Raw genomic sequence first — 19,329 nt, forward strand, 5'->3', positions numbered from 1 at the left:
TGTATTTAAGAATGTGGAAAGTGCACTTAAATCCATAGAAATCGCAACTAAGTCAGCAAACCACTCCTAAAATCTCAAAAATCTCACCTAAAGGCTTGGGAAGTGTCACATAAAAAGTGGAAAAGTGCCCATAACCTCATGCAAAATGTCCCATAACCAATCGGGAAGCGCCCGCAAATCAATAGAACGCGCCCATAAACCTCGAAAGAGCCCATAACTTCATCTAAAGTGTCCCATAAAGGGAAGGAGAGTGTCCCGTAAGCACCAGAAAATAGCCCATAAATTAATCAAAATAGCCCGTAAACTTGCCAGGCGCCCATAACCTCATGCAAAGTGTCCCATAACCAACAGAAAAACGCCCGTAAATCAATAAAAAGCGCCCATAAACCAACAAGCCACCCCCCACAAAGGTGGCTCTCCCCATTACTCCTCCTATATATTTTCCCAAAAATTTAATTTAAACTGTAACAATATAGAGATCCAAACGTTTTAGGTTAGAAGGGAGGCAGGGTATGAAGAAGCAAAGGCAAGATGATTTAGAAACAGTCTATTTGGCGTATGCGAAGCCTCTCTACTTTTATTTACTTAAACTAACCGGTTCAGATACTATTGCAGAAGAGCTTGTACAGGAGACCTTTTATAGAGCGACACTCTCCCTTGATTTATATGAGGGGGGACAGGTGAAAAGCTGGCTATATAAGGTAGCTAGAAATACATATATGGATGAATGGCGAAAGCGAAAGAGGTGGAGGTGGGTTCCCCTCTATGACTATCTCTCCAATTCAGAGGAATATGTAAGTCCTTATGGGATACCGGAAGAGGATTTATTAACTCAGGAAAGCTCCCATGAGATCAAGGATGTATCCCTCCTGCTCCCAGAAAATTACCGAACCATTTTGTATTTAAGAGAATTTGAGGAATTTTCCTATGAGGAGATTGCAGATACGCTAGAGATTACGCTAGACCAAGTTAAAGTAACGATACATAGGGCACGACAACGATTTAAACAATTGGCAGAGCGACTTGGCAAGGATTTTGATAGGAGTGGAAAAGATGGAATGGAATGATGATAAAGCAAAAGCAATTGTACAAAAACATAAAAAACGTTTTTCATGGAAATTATCCTTCAATGTCATTCGTGTGTTATTAGGGATTTTTCTTATATATGCTGTTTATATGATAAGCGTTTCAATTATTTATGATACTACCAATGTAGGTAAGCGTAATGAATTTTATCAGAAACTAGCGGTTGATTGGACCTATCCGGGTTATACCTCCAGTATTTTTTTCGATGGTACGAATGAAATTAACCCATTTTTAACACAAAAAATTGAATTTCCTTTAATAAAAATAATAGGTAAAGAGGAGTTTGCGATAACAAAGATTAGCTTAAAAAAACCTCTTATAGACGCTTATACTACTACTACTGTTAATGAGTATTTTCCCTATAGTAGTCATAAAGAATTTCCTTTTTCTTTACCCTATAATCCTGTAACAAATGTGAAACTAGACGAAACGGAGATGCCGGATGTTTGGAACCAGTTAGAGCACATTGATCAAGGAAATGTTGCGCAACTAGCCTTTTCAACGAACAGGTATTACTCTCCAGAGGAGTTACTAGAATTGGTTTCCAATTATCAAGTAGATGTACTTTGGATGCCGGTTTATATGGGGGAGTTAAAGAACTTCACTGAAGGTGGCTGGAGTGGCAGTGAAAACGATATAACATTAGCAAAACCTTGGGGGTTAGCTGGATTTAAACATGTAGATGAAGACTTTAACATCACATATTCGACCACTAATTTAAACACCGAAACAGTCAAAGAAAGCCAAGAAATCATGCTTAAAAATATGGGAAAAATGATCGAAGAAGATAGAAACCTTGCGGAAACATTACTAGGAACAGCTTACCTTCAAGAGAGATATGACTATCTTCAAAAAGAAGGATTTCAAGTATATGGAGCAGTTGTAACAGGACCAGTGAAGGAACTGCTGAAACTGAAGGAAATAGAAGGAATCCATAACGCAAAGCTTGGAGAGATCAAACCATGGAATTGGATTGAACAATAAAAAAGGACTTAGCCCGTTAATTATAGCGGTGCTAAGTCCCTTTTTATATTACACATGAAACAATATTAGCTTGCCGGAGCTATTTACAAGGCGATGTGTTTTATTGCCATAGCCTTTTTCGTTAATTGCTTCCTCGCCTTGTTTTTTTGCCTCGTCGTCGTTTTCGTAATTCCATGTTTCCTCAATGATCAGTTCCCCAGTTGGTTCAAATGCTGTGAATTTATATGCTTTCATATATCATACACCCCTTATGTATTCTTAAAATTCATTATACAACAAAAATTAAAAAATAAAAGTAAAGTCAGCTTGACATTGCTTTGGAAAGTAAAGTATACTTTACGTAAAGTTAGCTTTACAAAAGGGAGGGTACTGGTGAAAAATTATGTTCGAGATAAGCGAATGGAACTAGGATTGACGCAGGATGAATTATCAGAAAAACTGGAGGTGTCTCGGCAAACTATCATTTCTTTAGAAAAAGGAAAGTATAATCCATCTATTCAATTGGCGTTTAAGCTTTCCAGGTTATTCAAATGTTATATAGAAGACATTTTCATTTACGAGGGGGACGATTAAATGAATGGAGAATTTGATTGGTTCACGTTTTTAATTGGGTTACCAACGGCGATAGCAATTATGGGGATTACTTTTTTTGTTTTTCGTAGAATCGGAAAGAAAAAAAGACTGTTTGATGAAAGGTACAATCAAGTACATTCAACAGCAAGATCTTATTCCTGGAAAGTCACAACTGCTGCAATATTAGTAGCATGGATGATTATTATCATTGTGGAGGGACCAGGACTTGCATTCTTCATAATGACCGGTCTTTGGGTTGTACACATAGTCTCTTATGGGGTAGGGGCTGCAGTAGCAGATAAAAATAACTAAAAGGAGGAATAAATCATGACCAAGGCTAAATGGGCACTAGTGGCATCCTTATTTGCTTTAATCGGAATGCCATTAATTTTTTTAGGAATTTCGATATATACAGGACAGTGGTATTACTTTCTCTTTAGCCTGCCGGCGGGGTTAACGGCAGGGATAACTGGTTTAGTGTCATCTCTTGTACAAATACAATTGGAAAAGAAATAAAAACAAGGCTATCACACATTTATTTGTGTATAGCCTTTTCTATATGATAAAATAAGAACAAATATTCTATTTTTAGTGAGGTGTAGTACGATGGCAGCTATTCGTTTTTTACATGTGGCAGATTTACATTTGGACAGTCCCTTTAAAGGTCTTTCATCTATCCCTAAAAATAGATGGCAGGAAATCAGAGAAAGCACATTTCATGCCTTTGAAAATATGATTCAGTATGCAGTTACGACTAAGCCAGACTTTGTCCTTATAGCCGGAGATATATACGATGGTGAAAATCGGAGCTTGCGAGCCCAGCATTTATTTCAAAGGGGAATGGAAGCTCTTCGAGAAGTCGGGGTACCGGTTTTCATTTGTCATGGGAATCATGATCATTTGAGTGGCAACTGGGTGCGTTTCCAGTTACCTGACAATGTACAGGTCTTCGGTCAGGATGTAGAGACTAAAACGATTGCTGTCCAAGGAAATCAAGTCCATATTTCTGGCTTTAGCTATAAGGAGCGTCATATCCGAGATGCGATGCATTCCTATTATCCGAATGCCAGTGGTCAGGGCTATCATATCGGAATGCTACATGGGAGCTTAGAGGGAGACAAAGAGCATGATGTGTATGCTCCGTTTCGTCAAAGTGATTTAATCGGGAAGGGGTATGACTACTGGGCGCTTGGACATATACATAAGCGACAGGTGTTACATATGGATCCTGCTATTGTTTATCCAGGTAATATTCAAAGCCGCCATCGAAATGAAAGAGGCAAGAAAGGGTTCTATGATGTAACTCTAACCAAAGATAAAACAGAGCTACAATTTGTTCCATGTAGCATGTTTATATACGATCAGTTAGAGGTTTCCTGCAAGCATATCATCCATGCCAATGAATTGATAAGCCTTGTGGAGCAGGAGCTAAAGGATTATGTGGAACAAAACGGAAACGCCATAGTAGAACTTACGCTTTCCGATATTTCAGAGGAAACTTTTGAAATGCTTGATGCCTCATCGAGGGAGGAGTGGCTAGCTATTTTTCAGGAATCTCTAGACAAGCATAATCCATTTATTCTCCTCAAGGATTTAACTATTAACCTACCAGCTAGTCAGTTAAACGAAGCACTTATACTTTCAGAAATATGGGAAGGGTGGGATTCCGCCGCATGGAAGCTTGCTGTAAAAGAATTGTATCAGCATCCAAAAGGTAGTCGATATCTACCAAGCATTGACGAGCATTTCATTGAAGAGGTCAAAGAAGAATCAAAACAATTACTGAACAAGGCTGTATCGAGGGGAGTGTAGAGGGTATGAAAATAGAAAAGCTCCACATATATGGCTTTGGAAAACATGAAAATCTAGAGGTTAATGTACATGATGGGATTAACGTATTCTATGGAGAAAATGAAGCCGGGAAGTCCACGATTCAGCAATTTATACTTCACATCCTTTTTGGCTTCCCGCAACGAAATTCACAGCTGCTAAGATATGAGCCTAGAAGTAATGCCACCTATGGAGGTAAAATACAAATTCTAATGGACGATGGCAGTAGAGTTTTCATCGAGAGAGTAAAAGGGAAGGCAAGTGGAGATGTAACCTTATATTTTGAGGATGGTACTCGAGGAGGAGAAAAGGAGCTTGCGGCAATATTGAATGCTTATAGTCGAGCAGATTATGAGGCAATCTTTTCATTTTCTCTACTTCAGCTGCAAGGATTTGAAAAAATGACGGAGGAAGAGCTGACACGTACTTTACTTTCTTCTGGAACTACAGGAATGGACACGTTATCTAGTGTTGAAATGCAGTTTGCAAAAGAAATGGGAGAGCTATATAAGCCTACTGGGCGAAAGCCCCTCATCAATCAAAAAATGGAGGAGATAAGACAGCTTGAAACAGCTTGGAAGGCAGAAATGGACCAAGTGGAAAAGTACGAGTCCTCCATCCAGCGTTTAAATGAGATTGAAAGCATCTTAAAAGAATCGGTAGAACGTGAGAAAGAGCTAGCGGACCGACTTCAGGATTATTCCCATTGGAAGCAATTAAAACCGTTAAAAATAGCGGAAAATGAGCTTTTAGAGAAATTGGATAAGCTACCAAGTCATTCATTTCCTCCGGAAGGTCTTCGACGATATGAGGCTATTAAGGACAAGCAGACCAATACTCAAATAGCTGTAGAACAATTAAAGCAGGAGCTGCAGTCAATGGTTCATAGTAGTGAAGCAATAGCTCCAGAAACTCTAGAGGAAATCCAAGATTTTTTAAGCCAGGAATCTCAATGGCATCAATTACGTGCAAAACGAGTCCAGTTAGAAGAGGAGCATAGTAAAATTCTCCAGCAGCAAATGCAAGAGCTTAGCCTAGTTGGAATTGATTGGGAAAGCAGCTTAAATGATATTGTGGCGGCTGATGTATCGATCCAGCAGGAGGACCGGCTGGTGACGATGCTTAACCAACAAGAGCAGCTTAATCAACAATTTCAACAAGAAGAACGTTTGCTAAACCTGAAAATGCAGGATGTCGAGCAGCTAGAAAAACAGCTTCGTGAATCTAAACGTTCACGTAATTCATCTAAGGGTCAGAGTAACACAAAAGGTATTCTATTTTCACTAGTAGGATTTGTACTGATGATTGGGTTAATCTTTAGTGTTCTTGCATCCAATTGGCTAATTGCGCTCCTTACTGTAATTATAAGTGCTGGGATATACGGCGGGTTTACCTTGCTTATCAAAGGTCTTCAAAAAGAGAATGAGGCTCATCAATATACAGATTTATTAGAGGAAGAATTAAGGAGTCTTAAGGATCAAATTGTGCATCTAGAAGGTGTAGTTTCAGAAGTTGAACATCAAAAGAAGGAATGCAAGCATAAAATTTATGCCTTTTTAAGAAATTATCAAATTGATGAAGAATTATCCCCAAGCTTACTGCCTGAGCTATTTAACCGGTTAAGACTTATTCAAAATCAACAAATCCAACTTGACCAGATGGAAGGTAAGCTCGAGGAAGTCAGTAGAAATTTAAGGGACTTGGAACGCAGAGCACAGTCCTTAGTGAAATCCCAGTTAGTAGAAGATATTTTATTTCATCAGCTCCGAGAAATTTATTTGAAAGAAAAGAAACGGCTTGAAGAAGAGCAGACTACTCTTAGTAAAATAACAAAGCTTCAAGAAAAGTTAAATGAGCTAGAATTGTTATTAAGTGCTCAGGAACAGCAGATTACTACGCTGTTTATGGAGGCGGGAGTTTCAACAGAAAGTGATTTTTACCAAGCACATGTAGTTTCGCAAGCTAGAGCAGCGCTAGAAAAAGAATTAGAGCATGTAAGAATGCAATTAGGCGATCGAAAAGTAAACATAAATGATTTTGAAGAAGGCTTTGAAGTAACAGCAAGAGAAACTTTAGAGGCGATGAAAGAAAAAAGTCAAATTCTTTTAGAAGAAAAAGCAACCTTACTTTATGAAACGAGTCGCTTACTCGAGAATGAGGAACAAAGTCAAAAGCTACAGCAATTAGAAGAGAAAAAATCAGAGCTGTATGAGTTAGTAAAAAAATGGGCTGCTTATAAAACGGTAACAGAAGCAATCAAGCAGACAGTATTGCAGTTAAAAGAAGAACGGCTGCCAGACGTACTTGATAAAGCCAAAAGCTATTTTAGGATCTTAACGAACGAATCCTACGAGCTGCTAGAGTTTACACCCGAAGGATTATTCGAGGCCGTTAAACCTAGTGGAGAACGATTTCGAATAGCAGAGCTAAGTCAGGCAACGAAGGAGCAGGCATATATTGCATTAAGGATTGCATTAGCCGTTTCCTTAAAGAATAGGGTAGCTTTTCCTATTATTCTAGATGATCCATTTGTACATTTCGATCGAAACCGCTTAAAACAAGTGGTACAATTAATGAAAGAGCTACAAAATGAACATCAATTACTATATTTTACGTGTCATGAGCATATGCGTCTTAGTTGGAATGAGGCTCATATAATAGATGTAGCGACATTACAAGTTGGAAGTGGAGGGGTTTTGAGATGAAGGGAATTACACAACTACGAGTAGGAGATCCTGTCGATCATTTCTTACTGATTAAACAATCAACTAAAGGTATCACTACCGTTGGAAAACCGTTTATGTCACTAATATTGCAGGATAAAAGTGGAGATATTGAAGCGAAGCTATGGGATACGAATGAGGAGCATGAAAAGCAATACGCAGCTAGTCAAATAGTGCGTGTCGGTGGAGAAATCCAAGACTATCGCGGGAAATTCCAGCTACGAGTAAAAAGTATCCGACCTGTGAAATCAGACGAGACGATATCTATTAATGACTTAGTCCCATCAGCAGAAAAGTCAAAAGAAGAATTGATGGAGGAGTTACTTCAATTTTTCTTCGAGATGAAAAACCCTGTGATACAACGAGTAACACGTCATTTAATGAAAAAGCATCAAACTGCATTTATGACATATCCAGCTGCTACTAAAAATCATCATGATTATGCTTCTGGTTTAATCGATCATGTTGTTTCCATGCTTAAGCTAGGGAAATCGCTTTGCGAGCTGTATCCGACTTTAAACAAGGATCTTTTGTATGCCGGGATCATCTTACATGATATTGGGAAGGTTTTAGAGCTTTCTGGTCCTGTCGCTACTACGTATACAATTGAAGGTAACCTTCTAGGGCATATTACGATAATGGTAAATGAAATATCAAAGGCAGCGGAAGAGCTTCAAATTGAAGGCGAAGAAATAATGCTCCTTCAGCATATGGTGCTTTCACATCATGGTAAAGAAGAGTGGGGCAGTCCTAAGCGTCCAATGGTGCGTGAAGCGGAGATCTTGCACTATATTGATAATATCGATGCCAAGATGAATATGCTTAATCGTGCTTTAGCAAAAACAAATCCAGGTGAATTCACTGAGCGTCTATTCCCATTAGAAAATCGTTCCTTCTATAAACCTACTTTTGAATAGCTAGAAAAAACGTAAAGGTCTATTTGACCTTTACGTTTTTTTTGAAAAGAATTATATGGGATAGAGACAAAAAAAGACCGCGACGTGAGTCACGGTCCCCTATATTATAGGATATATCTAATTATTTTTCAGTTTCTTCAGTTGCTGGTTGCTCTGTAGAACCTGCAGCGTCTCCTGCAGCTAAAAATTCATCCAACGCTTTTTCTAAATCTTTATCTTTGATGTCAACTTTAGCATCTTTTAACAATTTAGAAATTTTAGGTAGTAATGCAGCTTGATCTGCTTTTTCAAGTTTCAAGTTTTTCTCTAACTCTGCTTTTTTGTCATCATATGACTCTTTAACTTCACGCTTGTCCGTAACTTCGATAACGTGGAATCCAAAGCTAGATTGAACTGGCTCACTGATTACGTTAGGCTCTAAGGCAAATGCAGCTTCTTCAAATTCTGCAGCCATTGCACCTTTACCAAACCAACCTAATTCTCCACCACTTTGTTGTGCAGCTGGTTCTGTAGAATAAGCTTTTGCCACTTCCGCAAAATCTTTTCCGGATTCTAATTCAGCTTTAACTTTCTTAGCCGTTTCTTCATCCTCTACAAGCACGTGGCGTGCATTAATTTCATTTTTCGTATTTTCATATTCAGCCTTAATTTCATCTTCTGAAACTTCTACATCTTCAATAAGAGCAGCTTCTTGTAGAAGGTTAAGACGTAAATACTTTTTGTAGGATTCTTCTGTGTATCCTTGTTGTGCAAGCAATGTTTCAAAGTTTTCCCCAAGTTGTTCTTTATCTGCTTTTAGCTGAGCATCTACTTGTTTGTCGGTAACATCGTACTTAGAGTCTAATACTTTTTCAATCATAAGAAGTTGAAAAGCTTGATCTCCAATAGAAGCCTTCATTTCTTCATATAAATCATTTTGTGTAATGTCGCCTACTTTAGAGGATGCAATTACTTTACTGCTATCTGCAGATTCATTGTCATTACAAGCCCCTAATGCAAGAACAGATGCTGCTAATGTTAATGATAAAACTGTTTTTTTCATAAAAATCTCTCCTAACTTCATCTTGCTGCAACTGTAACTATACCATAAACGAAATAAAAACAAAAATGGTTCCCGTGCATTTGCCCACCATATTTGGAAACCACCGCATAAGATAAATTAGAAAGAGGAGGTGTTCTAAATGGGTGGACAATACAACTACGGCGGTGGCTCTGGTGCTGGTGCTGGTTCAGGTTTTGCTTTATTGGTAGTTCTGTTTATTCTTTTGATTATCGTTGGCGCTGCTTTCATCTACTAACGTAATCAATGACTAAGGACACTTAGGTGTTCTTAGTCACTGTATGGCTAATAAAAGAAATGACCCAATCATATAAATGATTTGGGTCAATTTTTCTATTAAACTGCGTAAACTAACTCAACATAGAAAGATACAAGAAGAATCGTAATTAATATATTAATGGTTCTAAAAATCTTAGGATGTTTTTCTTCTGGGATTTCTTTTGACATCACAAGTGCATATGTCATTCGATTAATTTGTAGCAAGTAAAATGCTGAGAATAGAACTAAAGTAAATATGATCATGTCTAAACTCCCTTCATGTACACTAAGCATATCAAATTAGGGGTATTAGTTACAAGTGTAACATATTACTAATGATGGGAAGCGACGATTAAAATTTGATAACCAGCGTCTGTTTCTTCGACAAAAGCACTTCTAGGTGATTTACTTAAATTCTTTACATAGATCAAATCTATCAGGCACATACCGCAATGATAGGCTAATAGCATAATGAAATAATGAGCAAAATGTGGCGCCACAAGAGCACCTATTAGAATAGCAGCGTTTATAAAAATAAAAGGTGAAAGCAACGAAAATATAAACTGATATTTATTTATTGGTTCACAGACTTTTATGGAAACTATCGGAAGAAAACCATAACGTCTGTTAAGAGTTACTTTTATATGATCACGAATAGTAAATAACGGAAGAAAATGAAACAACTTGTGAAGTGGATATACCATTATCATACCAATCGCAAATAGCCAAAAGAAGTCATCAGATTTATGTGAGTCATTAATAGTTTCTTGTAAAGCATAGACAATTGAAAAAACGGACATAACTAGTATGGAAGATAGGAAAAATAGCCGTTCCATACCATATTGTTTTTTGACATTAATAGTTTTCCAACAATGCAAGATTGATGCATCTCCTATATAGTAAAATATATTTCAGATACATACAATACGATGTTTCTATATAAAATACAAGCTTATTAATTGTAAAGATTTATAGAACGCTTACATTGCTGATATGACGCTATTCTGCCTTTGTGAAAGACTCATCAATATTTTGAATAGAACGCTCGAATATTTCCATGAAGTCGTCACCATAAATATTGCGAATAACTGCCATAACATCCATGAAGTCTGGAAACCTGCCGTACAAATCTTTCATTGGACGAGACCCTTCAATAACAGAATGAGGAGTTTGGTGGTAATTCTCATACATTTCCTCTAAAAGTAGTTGACCTTTTTCCGTAACGTCTACATAAGTGTTGCGCTTGTCTGTGTCTCGTTTAGAGAAAGAAAGCAATCCACGCTCCTCGAGTTTCTTAGAGAAATTAAAGGCTGTAGAAACATGCATAACTCCAAATTTAGCTACATCTGAAATGGTCGCACCTTTTAAATGATAGGATATCCATAAAATATGGTGTTCATTAATATTAAGGTCATAGGGCTTAATCCATGTTTGCCAATCTTTTTCCACTGCCTTCCAAAGAGCCTTGGAAAGTTGAGCGATTCGCTGACTATATAGCATTGCTTCCTTCATCGTATAAAATTGATCAGTCATCTCGTATGCCTTCTTTCTGGTATATAATCTTAACACATTATAGCAATAAAGTAAGAAAATTGAAATAAAATATTTGAAAATATTATTAATTTTATAATAATTTATTTTATTTCAACATTAGTCCAGTTAGACAAAATTTCCTATATCGATAAGTATAGACACCTATAGTTAGTCTAGCAAGCTATTCATATAGATATATTTTAGAATAATTGAAACATTCAAAAATCTATAGGTTTAAAAAAAGTATGCCTTTAATCTAAAAGACTAAACGCATACTGGTGGTTAGTTAGTAACTATAACTTCTTTTTTCTTAGGAAGTGCTTGTTCAAGCTCATCAATAGCTGTTTGAATGGATGAAATCTCATTTTGTAATTGTTGTTGGAGAGGGGCTGTGTCACTTTGCCACTTTTCAACGCTTTCTTTCACATCTTTGACTGTTCGTGGAATCATAACCTGTGATTCTGCCTTTAAGCTTTGTATCGATACCTTCACTTTTCGTAGCTGATCGTTAATATCGGAAAGCTTGTCTTTGTAGTCAGCAGATACCGCTTTAATATTTTCCCTAACTTCTGGACCACTTTTAGGGGTGGATAAAAGTACAGTAGTCGCACCTGTTAATGCTCCAAGAGCTACACCAATTAATAATTGTGATACTTTCATGCAAATCACTCCTTATATGTATATATTATTCCTTTCCTTTCCATTATTAAAACATAATATTCAATACAAAAAAAGCTTTCCTCATAAAAGGAAAGCTTTTTCAGTGTTTAGGAATTATATAAATATAGACATGTGGATAAATTAATGTCTAGCTCCACCGCCTTGCCCCTCGGGGTCAAATGGGAAAATACTGCTCCTGCGCAAGCTCGTCGCAAACAAGAGCGTTTGCGGTGGCTGAGGAACTGCCTCCTCGCATTTCCCCATTTGCCTGTCGGGGCAGACATAGGCGCTTGCGCTTTTCTTGTGTTAAATGGTAAGTGCAGTATTAAAATTAGAGCGTCTTACAAGTTTTACGACAATCGGATAAATGATAAAAAATGCTATGCCATTTATAAGGATTGCTGGTAAAACGACTATTAGGAAGAGTTCTGTAAATACCGCGCCCGCATTAAATATGAAAATAGCGGTGGATAGGAAAACAGTTCCTGATATTAAAGTGCCAACGCAAGTTAAAAAGACTGCTACGGCCAATTTGTTAGCTAATTTGTTTAATAAAATAACTAGACCAAAGAAAACAAATGCAGTGATTGTCTTATCAATTATATTTGGAACAAAGCCACCAGGGAAGGTAGAAAATAATCCTGAAATTATTCCTGTGGAGAACCCTAGTAAAAATACACTTTTGACCTCGGGAAATAATAGTATTCCAATAAACATCATGGTCAACATGAAGTCTGGCTTCATACCCCCGTTAATACCGGGAATAATAATGTAAAGCACTGCTCCTACACCAACTAGTAAAGACATTAGTACAAGATTCTTCGTATTCATTTCTCATCTCTCCTCAACTTTTCTCAGGCTGTTTAGTTCTCCTAACGTATCCTCGTGATCGTTAGCAAGAAACTTATTATAGATTGTAAATCTTTTTCCTTTTAAAAGCAATTAGTTGGCAGATAATTTATTTGACAGTTCTTTTGCCAAGTCCTGAATCATTTCGGATGAATAGGTTTTTTCCTTCGTATTCCAAGTGAGCTTCAGCCCATCGGTTTGATCGTAGCGAGGGATAAAATGCAAATGAAAATGGAAAACGCTTTGTCCGGCAGGGGCACCGTTATTATTTAATAGGTTCATCCCAACAGGTCCAAACGTATCCTTTAATGCAGACGCAATTTTTGGAACTACCTTAAATAAATTGCTAGCCTCTTCTTCGCTTAAGTCATATACATTTTCCTTGTGGGATTTAGGAATGATTAACGTATGTCCCTTTGTCAGAGGCATAATATCCATAAAAGCATACACATGTTCATCCTCATAAATTTTAGCACTAGGGATAGAGCCATCAATTATTTTACAAAAAATACAGTTACTCATGAAAAAACCTCCTATTCATTATTAGGATGAGTTTAACATATAATAGGACAAGTTTGTTTTTCTTTTTAACAATTTGAGAGATAGAAATAAAATGACAGAAGATTTTTAAGGCAGGCTTTGGTAAAATTATAATAAAGAAGAAGTGAGGTGTAGAAATGACTGTACTAGAAGTAAAAAATGTAACAGGTGGATATACAAGAAAGCCTGTATTGCATGATTTGGACTTTTCTATTGGTAAAGGAGAGCTTGTAGGTTTAATCGGGCTGAATGGTGCTGGGAAAAGTACAACGATCAAGCATATTATTGGAACAATGAATGCCGCAAACGGGGAAATTCTACTAAACGGAAAGACGTTAAAGGACGACCCAGCACTATATCGCTCTTCTTTTTCTTATATACCAGAAACGCCGGTATTATATGACGAGTTAACGTTAAATGAACATTTAGAGCTTACGGCTATGGCCTACAATTTGGACAAGGATGTATTTGAGGCAAGAAAAACTTCCCTATTAAAAGAGTTTCGTATGGAAAAACGATTAAACTGGTTTCCAACTCATTTTTCTAAGGGAATGCGTCAAAAAGTGATGATTATGTGTGCATTTTTAGTGAGTCCATCCCTATACATTATTGATGAACCGTTTGTAGGTCTGGACCCTTTAGGTATTCAATCACTACTGGATCAGATGAAAGCAAGAAAGGATGAGGGGGCTTCTGTCCTCATGTCGACACATATTCTATCAACAGCTGAACGATATTGTGATCGCATACTTCTTTTGCATAATGGGAAAATTCGTGCACAAGGAACGATGACGGACTTACGAGCAGCATTTAACATGCCATATGCTACATTAGATGATCTTTACATCGAAATGACAAAGGAACAACAAGATGAATAATTTGCGTGAAGTATGGAGTAAGCGATTTGTCTTCTATATAAATGAGCTTCAGAAATACATGAAATTTATTGTTTCTGGTCATTTGGCTATTGTTATCGTATTTGCGATTGGCGCGCTAGGCTATACGTATAGTGGATGGCTAAACACAGCTCCTAAGGATTTTCCCGCATATTTGGTAGTTGCGTTTATCTTAAGTATCTTAGTTACATTAAGCACACCTGTTACTCTGTTAAAAAATGCAGACAGTGTGTATTTTTTGCCGTTAGAAACAAAGCTAGGGGAATATCTACGACTGGCACTTCGTTGGACCTATTTCTCTTCAATCGTAGTCACCTTGGCTGCATATGTTGTGGCAATTCCTTTACTTACAAGAGTAGCTGGTAGTACAAGAGAAGAAATTATTGCTTTATTGATATTTTTATTAGTATTGAAGTATTGGAGCATCCATACAGAGTTCAACTTCCGATGGGCTGCTAATGGAAGAGGCGTATGGGGAGACCGTTTTCTACGCTTTCTACTTGTATTAGTAGCACTGTATTTCCTATTGAATGGAAGCTATTTATTTGTGATTTTAGTGGCTATTGTACAATTTATTTATACAATGGCATGGGTGAAAAAGAAAAAAGAAGTTCCATTTCCATTTGAACACTTTATTGTAGTTGAGCAATCTCGTATGATGAGATTTTACCGATTTGCTAATTACTTTACCGACGTTCCACATATTCGTGGAGCAACCAAAAGAAGAAAATGGTTGGATGTATTTTATAAGCTGGCGAGATATGGACAAAAAAATACCCAGCTTTACTTAGTTATGAGGACTTTCATCCGAACGAATGACTTTTTCTATTTGTGGCTGCGTTTAACTGGACTTGCGATCATCGGAGCTATATTCATTCCGTTCCCAATCGTATCCATCATATTTGCCGCTGCCCTTTCCTTTGCTACAGTTATTCAGATTAAGCATGCACTATTGTCAGGATATGAATTTAGAATGGATCTTTTGTTTCCTATTGAAAAGGACGCAAGAAAGCAATCAGTTGCGCGTTTGATTCGGATCCTTCAGTTCATTCAAGCAGTGGCTGTTTTGATAGGTGTTCTAATCCAAGGCGGAAATTCTCCTATCACATACTTAGTACCAGTAGCCGTGTTAGTAGTGTCAGAACTAACTTTGCGAATGAGTAAAATCTAATTGTTGAAATAAAAACTGTAAATACACTCAAGTAAATTGAGTGGTTTGCAGTTTTTTTATTTGAGAAACAAAGTATGGAGTTGTGTCTATAAGTAGGGGGGCCCATAAAGAGTATGGAAAGCGCCTATAAATAGGATGGAAGTGACCCATAAATCAAAGAAAAGCGCCCGTAAACGTGGGAATCGCCCATAGGTTGATGGAAAGTGTCCCATAAAGTGTAGGAAAGCGCCCATAAACAGGTTAGGAGTGTCCCATAAATCAAAGCAAAGCGCCCGTAAAGGTGTGAATCGCCCGTAGGCAGGCGGAAAGTGTCCCATAAAGAGTATGGAAAGCGCCCATAAACAGGATGGAAGTGACCCATAAATCAAAGAAAAGCGCCCGTAAACGTGGGAATTGGTCTTCTGTAAAGAAAGTAGACAAATTAATTCACAACTTTTTTTCTTCCACTACCGCGCTGTCGCTTGCTGGGATGGTGAAAACAGGATAGGTCACAACCATACCTATCCTATTTCCACCATCTCTGATTTTCTCACCCTGCAGCCAAAAGACAACTTTTATTGAACGCTTGTTCAAAGTCTACAGGACTCACATAACCCAACGTGGAATGCCTTCTTCTCGTATTATAGAATTGGTCAATATAATGCCCAACCGCTTTGATTGCTTGCTCACGCGTCTCCCATTTATGGCGGTAGATCAACTCTTTCTTGATCGTCGCATGGAACGACTCGATACAGGCATTGTCATAAGGATCTCCCTTGCGACTCATGCTGCCCTTCATTTCTCTTTCGGTCAATAACCCGGTATAATCCTGCGAACAATATTGCGATCCACGGTCCGAGTGATGGATTAGTCCTTCCCCTGGGTCCCTTATCATAATTGCCTGTTGGAGGGCTTCGAAGGGTAATTCTTTTTTCATATTGTCTCTAATACTCCAGCCAATAATTTTTCGTGAAAAAAGGTCCATCACGCTCGCCAAATATAACCACCCCTGTATAGTCCAGATATACGTTATATCTGTTACCCATACGGTATTAGGTGCTTCCGCCAAGAATTTGCGTTCAAGCAGATTTGGATAGATAGGATGTTGGTGATTGGAATCCGTCGTCACCACGTAAGGGGTCGCTGATGTCGCACGGAGTCCCATCTCGTTCATTCGTTTCCCTATTGTCCGCTCACACACGTGAACACCTTGCGCCTCCAAATCTTTTGCGATTCGCGGGCTGCCATAAGTTCCATGACTTTCAATGAAGCTGGTTCGGATCAGTTGGTTGATTTCTTCTTTTTCCTCTTGAATTCTGTTCCGTTTCTCTTTTTCTCTCAACCATTTGTAATAACCACTAGTTGAAACCTTTAAAACTTCAGACATCTTCACCACGCGAAACTCATTTTGATGTTCCTCTATGAACGTAAATATCACGTGTGGCCTTTGGCGAAGACATGCATGGCCTTTTTTAAGATTTCATTTTCCTCCTTCAGTTCTTTTTCGTTCTTCTCTAGCTCTGCTATGCGTCTTTTCAGTTCTGTAGAAGAGATGAGCTGTTCATTATTTGAAAGCTCCTGCTTCTTGTTGTAGGCCCTTACCCAGGCACGAATTCTTTGCGGCTTGATCCCATGTTCATATCCTAATTCGGTTGCCTTTCTTCCATCTTCGATTACCAATTTCACCAGATAATCACGCATTTCTCTACTTGTCCTTGTCATAATAAACACGCTCCCTTTATTTTCTATAAGTATGAGGGTCGTGTTTTAACGTGTCCACTTTTTATACTATCTCTAGAATCGCCCATAGGTTGATGGAAAGTGTCCCATAAAGTGTAGGAAAGCGCCCATAAACAGGTTAGGAGTGTCCCATAAATCAAAGAAAAGCGCCCGTAAAGAGAACGTATAAAATTTTGTGTAAATGACCATAACTTTCCTATAGGAGATGATCATTATGCAAAATTACGAAAATATGAGAATCAAGGATTTAGCTAGAGAGTGTCAATCTGTTGATGACATCATCGAGATGATGAAAAATCTTTTTAAAGAAACATTACAGCTTGTATTTGAGGCCGAAATCGAAGACCACCTTGGCTACTCCAAACATAGCCCGACAGGAAATAATACCGGAAACAGTAGAAATGGCTATCGTTCAAAGGTGATTCGAACAAAGTTTGGAAATACAGAATTAAATATACCTAGAGACCGCAATGGTGAATATGAACCGCAAATCGTGAAGAATTACGAGTCGTCCATCAATGGCTTAGAAGAACAGATTTTAGCTTTGTATTCCAAAGGAATGTCCACAAGAGATATCGAGTCACATATGAAAGATATATATGGTGTCGAAGTATCTCCTAGCTTGGTTAGTAAGGTAACAGATAAAATTTTACCTCAGATTTTCGAATGGCACTCCCGCCCTTTAGACCGTGTGTATCCAATTGTTTATTTGGATGCGGTCCACTTCAAGGTGAAGCACGAGAACCGTATTATTAATAAAGCTGCTTATACTGTTCTCGGCATTAATTCCGATGGAATTAAGGATATCCTTGGTATATGGGTAGGTGAAAATGAAAGCGCGAGCTTTTGGCTAGGTGTCTGTACAGACCTTAAAAGTCGTGGTGTAGAAGATATCTTTATTGCGTGTAAGGACGGACTTTCTGGCTTTACAGAAGCGATCCAGAGCACCTTTCCAAAGACGCATATTCAGTTGTGTGTGATCCATCAATTACGAAATACCATGAAGTATGTGCCTTCAAGGGAACGAAACCCGTTTATGACCGATTTAAAGAAGGTATACAAGGCTTCTACTTTGGAGCAAGCTGAACTTGAGTTTGGAAAAGTAAAGGCATCATGGAAAGATAAATATCCGAAGGTTATTGGTTCTTGGGAGGAACATTGGTTGGAGCTTACAGCTTACTTTTCCTACCCGACGGAGATACGGAAAATCATTTATACGACCAATACAGTGGAAGGATTCCATCGCCAACTGAGAAAGGTAACAAAGACAAAAACAGCCTATCCTACGGACAATTCACTAAAGAAGATTCTTTATTTGGCCACGATGGATGCCATAAAAAAATGGAATAAGCCTATTCCAGGATGGCTAGAGTGTGAGGGACAATTCAAAATTATTTTTGAGGGGCGGATTTAGTAGGATTATCCCTTGTTCATGTACAGTCGTGTTGGGCTCCGCTACGCTACACCCAAAAGTTTTACGCTTTATTTAGACCAAAAAGATAAGAAAAAGAGAGAGAAAAACCCTCTCCTTTTTGGCCATCGGTTAAGTGCTCAGGTTGCTCTTCAGCAGAGCCTTATCCCCTTAACGGATAAAGTAAGTATGTGTTTAGAATAAAGATAGTAATACATTTACACAAAATATTTTACATTCCCCCCGTAAAGGTGTGAATCGCCCATAACCAGGTGGAAAGTGTCCCATTAAGAGTAAGAAGGCGCCCATAAGCAGGTCCGAAGTGTCCCATTAATCCACCATAAAACTTGGATTAGCAAAACTTAATGACGCTCGTGTTTTACAAAAATAGGAATCATTATTTTAATTTTTGTACATATTAAAAATAAGAAAACGCTCAGATTATGAGCGTTTTAGCGTTGTTTATTAATCTCTATTCTTATTCCTCTTTTGTTTTTGAACGATAGGTCGATATATAAGGGGCGCTTGTAAATAACTGTTGCTTATCTGCGACACTGGTGAAGTCTAGTGCAACAGACTTTTCCCAGATTTCATAGCTATTAGGTCCATTCCATTCTGATAAGATAATATAAGTATCTGATTTTAAAGGTTTTAAAACGCGTAAAGCTATGAAGCCTGGTTCAGATTCAACAGTTGGAGAAAGGTTTGTATATTGATGTTCAAATATTGGTTTACCTTCATCTGATACGGGGATGTGGTGAAGGACAAAGTATCCATTCTCATTAAAACTGCCGCGAGATTCTAAAATTTCATAAATACGAGGGACTTGAAAGACGGATTTACCAGTCGTTTCATGAATGAGAACTGAATTTCCTGTTCCATGTAAAATGTATATATTTTCATTGGGGTGTTTATCTTTTATGGACTGCATAAACTCAGGTGTTCCGGACGTCATATATAATTTCATTAAACTTCCTCCAGTATAATTTATATTTTGTATTTATATTTTCCCCTAATTTGCAAATTTAAAAACAACCTTTTTTCAGGATGGTTTGAAATCAGGACAAATTTATGACAATTCCCGTTTATAACTATACATTAATTCAAGAAACGTCTATA

23 protein-coding genes are annotated in these 19,329 nt (G+C 37.8%); 12 read left to right on the forward strand and 11 right to left on the reverse strand.

All coding sequences use genetic code 11. From position 1 onward, the window contains the following. Positions 1-512 precede the first annotated feature (512 nt). Together MKY09_RS04310 and MKY09_RS04315 are read left to right on the forward strand one after the other, a co-directional pair. Positions 513-1,067: a sigma-70 family RNA polymerase sigma factor gene (locus MKY09_RS04310; RefSeq protein WP_342567680.1), complete on the forward strand. Its 555-nt coding sequence runs from the start codon at positions 513-515 to the stop codon at positions 1,065-1,067. Then, complete coding sequence (locus MKY09_RS04315) at positions 1,054-2,070, forward strand: anti sigma factor C-terminal domain-containing protein (RefSeq protein WP_342567681.1); 1,017 nt, start codon at positions 1,054-1,056, stop codon at positions 2,068-2,070. Before MKY09_RS04310 ends, MKY09_RS04315 begins: the two co-directional genes overlap by 14 nt. 48 nt (positions 2,071-2,118) lie before the next feature. Here MKY09_RS04315 and MKY09_RS04320 read toward each other — a convergent pair whose 3' ends face one another. Further along, complete coding sequence (locus tag MKY09_RS04320; protein WP_342567682.1) at positions 2,119-2,304, reverse strand: YhzD family protein; 186 nt, start codon at positions 2,302-2,304, stop codon at positions 2,119-2,121. A gap of 138 nt (positions 2,305-2,442) precedes the next feature. Here MKY09_RS04320 and MKY09_RS04325 point away from each other — a divergent pair, with 138 nt between their 5' ends. The 6 genes from MKY09_RS04325 (at position 2,443) to yhaM (ending at position 8,113) form a co-directional block, all read left to right on the forward strand. Beyond that, positions 2,443-2,643: a helix-turn-helix transcriptional regulator gene (locus MKY09_RS04325; protein ID WP_169361391.1), complete on the forward strand. Its 201-nt coding sequence runs from the start codon at positions 2,443-2,445 to the stop codon at positions 2,641-2,643. Then, positions 2,644-2,955 (forward strand): hypothetical protein, encoded by a 312-nt coding sequence (locus MKY09_RS04330; RefSeq protein ID WP_298473855.1) that lies wholly within the window; start codon positions 2,644-2,646, stop codon positions 2,953-2,955. Positions 2,956-2,970: 15 nt separating this feature from the next. Continuing rightward, complete coding sequence (locus MKY09_RS04335) at positions 2,971-3,159, forward strand: hypothetical protein (protein WP_298473853.1); 189 nt, start codon at positions 2,971-2,973, stop codon at positions 3,157-3,159. Positions 3,160-3,249: 90 nt separating this feature from the next. Further along, a complete protein-coding gene (locus tag MKY09_RS04340; RefSeq protein WP_342567683.1) occupies positions 3,250-4,455 on the forward strand; it encodes a DNA repair exonuclease in 1,206 nt (401 codons plus the stop codon). A 5-nt stretch (positions 4,456-4,460) separates the two neighbouring features. After that, complete coding sequence (locus MKY09_RS04345; protein ID WP_342567684.1) at positions 4,461-7,178, forward strand: AAA family ATPase; 2,718 nt, start codon at positions 4,461-4,463, stop codon at positions 7,176-7,178. After that, complete coding sequence (gene yhaM / locus MKY09_RS04350) at positions 7,175-8,113, forward strand: 3'-5' exoribonuclease YhaM (protein ID WP_251556655.1); 939 nt, start codon at positions 7,175-7,177, stop codon at positions 8,111-8,113. Before MKY09_RS04345 ends, yhaM begins: the two co-directional genes overlap by 4 nt. A 121-nt stretch (positions 8,114-8,234) precedes the next feature. Here yhaM and MKY09_RS04355 read toward each other — a convergent pair whose 3' ends face one another. Beyond that, a complete protein-coding gene (locus MKY09_RS04355) occupies positions 8,235-9,155 on the reverse strand; it encodes a peptidylprolyl isomerase (RefSeq protein ID WP_342567685.1) in 921 nt (306 codons plus the stop codon). 139 nt (positions 9,156-9,294) lie between these two features. Here MKY09_RS04355 and MKY09_RS04360 point away from each other — a divergent pair, with 139 nt between their 5' ends. Then, a complete protein-coding gene (locus MKY09_RS04360; protein ID WP_169361385.1) occupies positions 9,295-9,411 on the forward strand; it encodes a YjcZ family sporulation protein in 117 nt (38 codons plus the stop codon). Between the two features lie 98 nt (positions 9,412-9,509). Here the strand turns inward: MKY09_RS04360 and MKY09_RS04365 are convergent, their stop codons facing one another. The 6 genes from MKY09_RS04365 to MKY09_RS04390 form a co-directional block, all read right to left on the reverse strand. Then, a complete protein-coding gene (locus tag MKY09_RS04365; RefSeq protein WP_090570160.1) occupies positions 9,510-9,695 on the reverse strand; it encodes a hypothetical protein in 186 nt (61 codons plus the stop codon). 68 nt (positions 9,696-9,763) lie between these two features. Beyond that, entirely contained in the window at positions 9,764-10,309 is a 546-nt protein-coding gene (locus MKY09_RS04370) for a DUF3267 domain-containing protein (RefSeq protein WP_169361384.1), read from the reverse strand. A gap of 121 nt (positions 10,310-10,430) precedes the next feature. Beyond that, positions 10,431-10,964 carry an HTH-type transcriptional regulator Hpr gene (locus MKY09_RS04375; RefSeq protein ID WP_169361383.1) on the reverse strand — a complete coding sequence of 178 codons (534 nt, stop codon included), beginning with the start codon at positions 10,962-10,964 and terminating at the stop codon, positions 10,431-10,433. A gap of 282 nt (positions 10,965-11,246) precedes the next feature. Further along, positions 11,247-11,624: a YtxH domain-containing protein gene (locus MKY09_RS04380; RefSeq protein WP_169361382.1), complete on the reverse strand. Its 378-nt coding sequence runs from the start codon at positions 11,622-11,624 to the stop codon at positions 11,247-11,249. Positions 11,625-11,930: 306 nt separating this feature from the next. Next, complete coding sequence (locus MKY09_RS04385; protein WP_342567686.1) at positions 11,931-12,455, reverse strand: tryptophan transporter; 525 nt, start codon at positions 12,453-12,455, stop codon at positions 11,931-11,933. Between the two features lie 111 nt (positions 12,456-12,566). Beyond that, positions 12,567-12,995 carry an HIT family protein gene (locus MKY09_RS04390; RefSeq protein WP_298467197.1) on the reverse strand — a complete coding sequence of 143 codons (429 nt, stop codon included), beginning with the start codon at positions 12,993-12,995 and terminating at the stop codon, positions 12,567-12,569. A gap of 155 nt (positions 12,996-13,150) precedes the next feature. Between MKY09_RS04390 and MKY09_RS04395 the strand changes: the two genes are divergently transcribed. Continuing rightward, positions 13,151-13,891: an ABC transporter ATP-binding protein gene (locus MKY09_RS04395; protein ID WP_169361379.1), complete on the forward strand. Its 741-nt coding sequence runs from the start codon at positions 13,151-13,153 to the stop codon at positions 13,889-13,891. Then, complete coding sequence (locus MKY09_RS04400) at positions 13,884-15,080, forward strand: ABC transporter permease (RefSeq protein ID WP_342567687.1); 1,197 nt, start codon at positions 13,884-13,886, stop codon at positions 15,078-15,080. The genes MKY09_RS04395 and MKY09_RS04400 overlap by 8 nt, the downstream gene beginning before the upstream one ends. Before the next feature lie 529 nt (positions 15,081-15,609). Here MKY09_RS04400 and MKY09_RS04405 read toward each other — a convergent pair. Continuing rightward, the gene (locus tag MKY09_RS04405; protein WP_340883316.1) at positions 15,610-16,497 is read right to left on the reverse strand and encodes an IS3 family transposase; all 888 of its coding nucleotides are present in this window, start codon (positions 16,495-16,497) and stop codon (positions 15,610-15,612) included. Next, positions 16,494-16,781: a transposase gene (locus MKY09_RS04410; RefSeq protein ID WP_342566628.1), complete on the reverse strand. Its 288-nt coding sequence runs from the start codon at positions 16,779-16,781 to the stop codon at positions 16,494-16,496. The genes MKY09_RS04405 and MKY09_RS04410 overlap by 4 nt, the downstream gene beginning before the upstream one ends. A gap of 232 nt (positions 16,782-17,013) precedes the next feature. On the opposite strand from MKY09_RS04410, the gene MKY09_RS04415 reads away from it, so the two are divergent. Further along, positions 17,014-18,213: an IS256 family transposase gene (locus MKY09_RS04415; protein WP_169361554.1), complete on the forward strand. Its 1,200-nt coding sequence runs from the start codon at positions 17,014-17,016 to the stop codon at positions 18,211-18,213. Between the two features lie 475 nt (positions 18,214-18,688). Here the strand turns inward: MKY09_RS04415 and MKY09_RS04420 are convergent, their stop codons facing one another. Beyond that, a complete protein-coding gene (locus MKY09_RS04420; protein ID WP_169360274.1) occupies positions 18,689-19,177 on the reverse strand; it encodes an antibiotic biosynthesis monooxygenase in 489 nt (162 codons plus the stop codon). Positions 19,178-19,329: the final 152 nt, after the last annotated feature.

Origin of the sequence: Psychrobacillus sp. FSL K6-4046, assembly GCF_038624605.1 — a bacterium.
Classification (GTDB): Bacteria; Bacillota; Bacilli; order Bacillales_A; family Planococcaceae; genus Psychrobacillus.

Excerpts from the sequence above, each read along its gene's own strand:
- MKY09_RS04375 (WP_169361383.1), bottom strand. The coding sequence starts at position 10,964 with ATGACTGATCAATTTTATACGATGAAGGAAGCAATGCTATATAGTCAG.
- MKY09_RS04340 (WP_342567683.1), top strand. The coding sequence starts at position 3,250 with ATGGCAGCTATTCGTTTTTTACATGTGGCAGATTTACATTTGGACAGT.
- MKY09_RS04345 (WP_342567684.1), top strand. The coding sequence starts at position 4,461 with ATGAAAATAGAAAAGCTCCACATATATGGCTTTGGAAAACATGAAAAT.
- MKY09_RS04315 (WP_342567681.1), top strand. The coding sequence starts at position 1,054 with ATGGAATGGAATGATGATAAAGCAAAAGCAATTGTACAAAAACATAAA.
- MKY09_RS04360 (WP_169361385.1), top strand. The coding sequence starts at position 9,295 with ATGGGTGGACAATACAACTACGGCGGTGGCTCTGGTGCTGGTGCTGGT.
- MKY09_RS04335 (WP_298473853.1), top strand. The coding sequence starts at position 2,971 with ATGACCAAGGCTAAATGGGCACTAGTGGCATCCTTATTTGCTTTAATC.
- MKY09_RS04395 (WP_169361379.1), top strand. The coding sequence starts at position 13,151 with ATGACTGTACTAGAAGTAAAAAATGTAACAGGTGGATATACAAGAAAG.
- MKY09_RS04410 (WP_342566628.1), bottom strand. The coding sequence starts at position 16,781 with ATGACAAGGACAAGTAGAGAAATGCGTGATTATCTGGTGAAATTGGTA.
- MKY09_RS04310 (WP_342567680.1), top strand. The coding sequence starts at position 513 with ATGAAGAAGCAAAGGCAAGATGATTTAGAAACAGTCTATTTGGCGTAT.
- MKY09_RS04380 (WP_169361382.1), bottom strand. The coding sequence starts at position 11,624 with ATGAAAGTATCACAATTATTAATTGGTGTAGCTCTTGGAGCATTAACA.
- MKY09_RS04385 (WP_342567686.1), bottom strand. The coding sequence starts at position 12,455 with ATGAATACGAAGAATCTTGTACTAATGTCTTTACTAGTTGGTGTAGGA.
- MKY09_RS04415 (WP_169361554.1), top strand. The coding sequence starts at position 17,014 with ATGCAAAATTACGAAAATATGAGAATCAAGGATTTAGCTAGAGAGTGT.
- yhaM (WP_251556655.1), top strand. The coding sequence starts at position 7,175 with ATGAAGGGAATTACACAACTACGAGTAGGAGATCCTGTCGATCATTTC.
- MKY09_RS04390 (WP_298467197.1), bottom strand. The coding sequence starts at position 12,995 with ATGAGTAACTGTATTTTTTGTAAAATAATTGATGGCTCTATCCCTAGT.
- MKY09_RS04355 (WP_342567685.1), bottom strand. The coding sequence starts at position 9,155 with ATGAAAAAAACAGTTTTATCATTAACATTAGCAGCATCTGTTCTTGCA.
- MKY09_RS04400 (WP_342567687.1), top strand. The coding sequence starts at position 13,884 with ATGAATAATTTGCGTGAAGTATGGAGTAAGCGATTTGTCTTCTATATA.
- MKY09_RS04420 (WP_169360274.1), bottom strand. The coding sequence starts at position 19,177 with ATGAAATTATATATGACGTCCGGAACACCTGAGTTTATGCAGTCCATA.
- MKY09_RS04330 (WP_298473855.1), top strand. The coding sequence starts at position 2,644 with ATGAATGGAGAATTTGATTGGTTCACGTTTTTAATTGGGTTACCAACG.
- MKY09_RS04365 (WP_090570160.1), bottom strand. The coding sequence starts at position 9,695 with ATGATCATATTTACTTTAGTTCTATTCTCAGCATTTTACTTGCTACAA.
- MKY09_RS04320 (WP_342567682.1), bottom strand. The coding sequence starts at position 2,304 with ATGAAAGCATATAAATTCACAGCATTTGAACCAACTGGGGAACTGATC.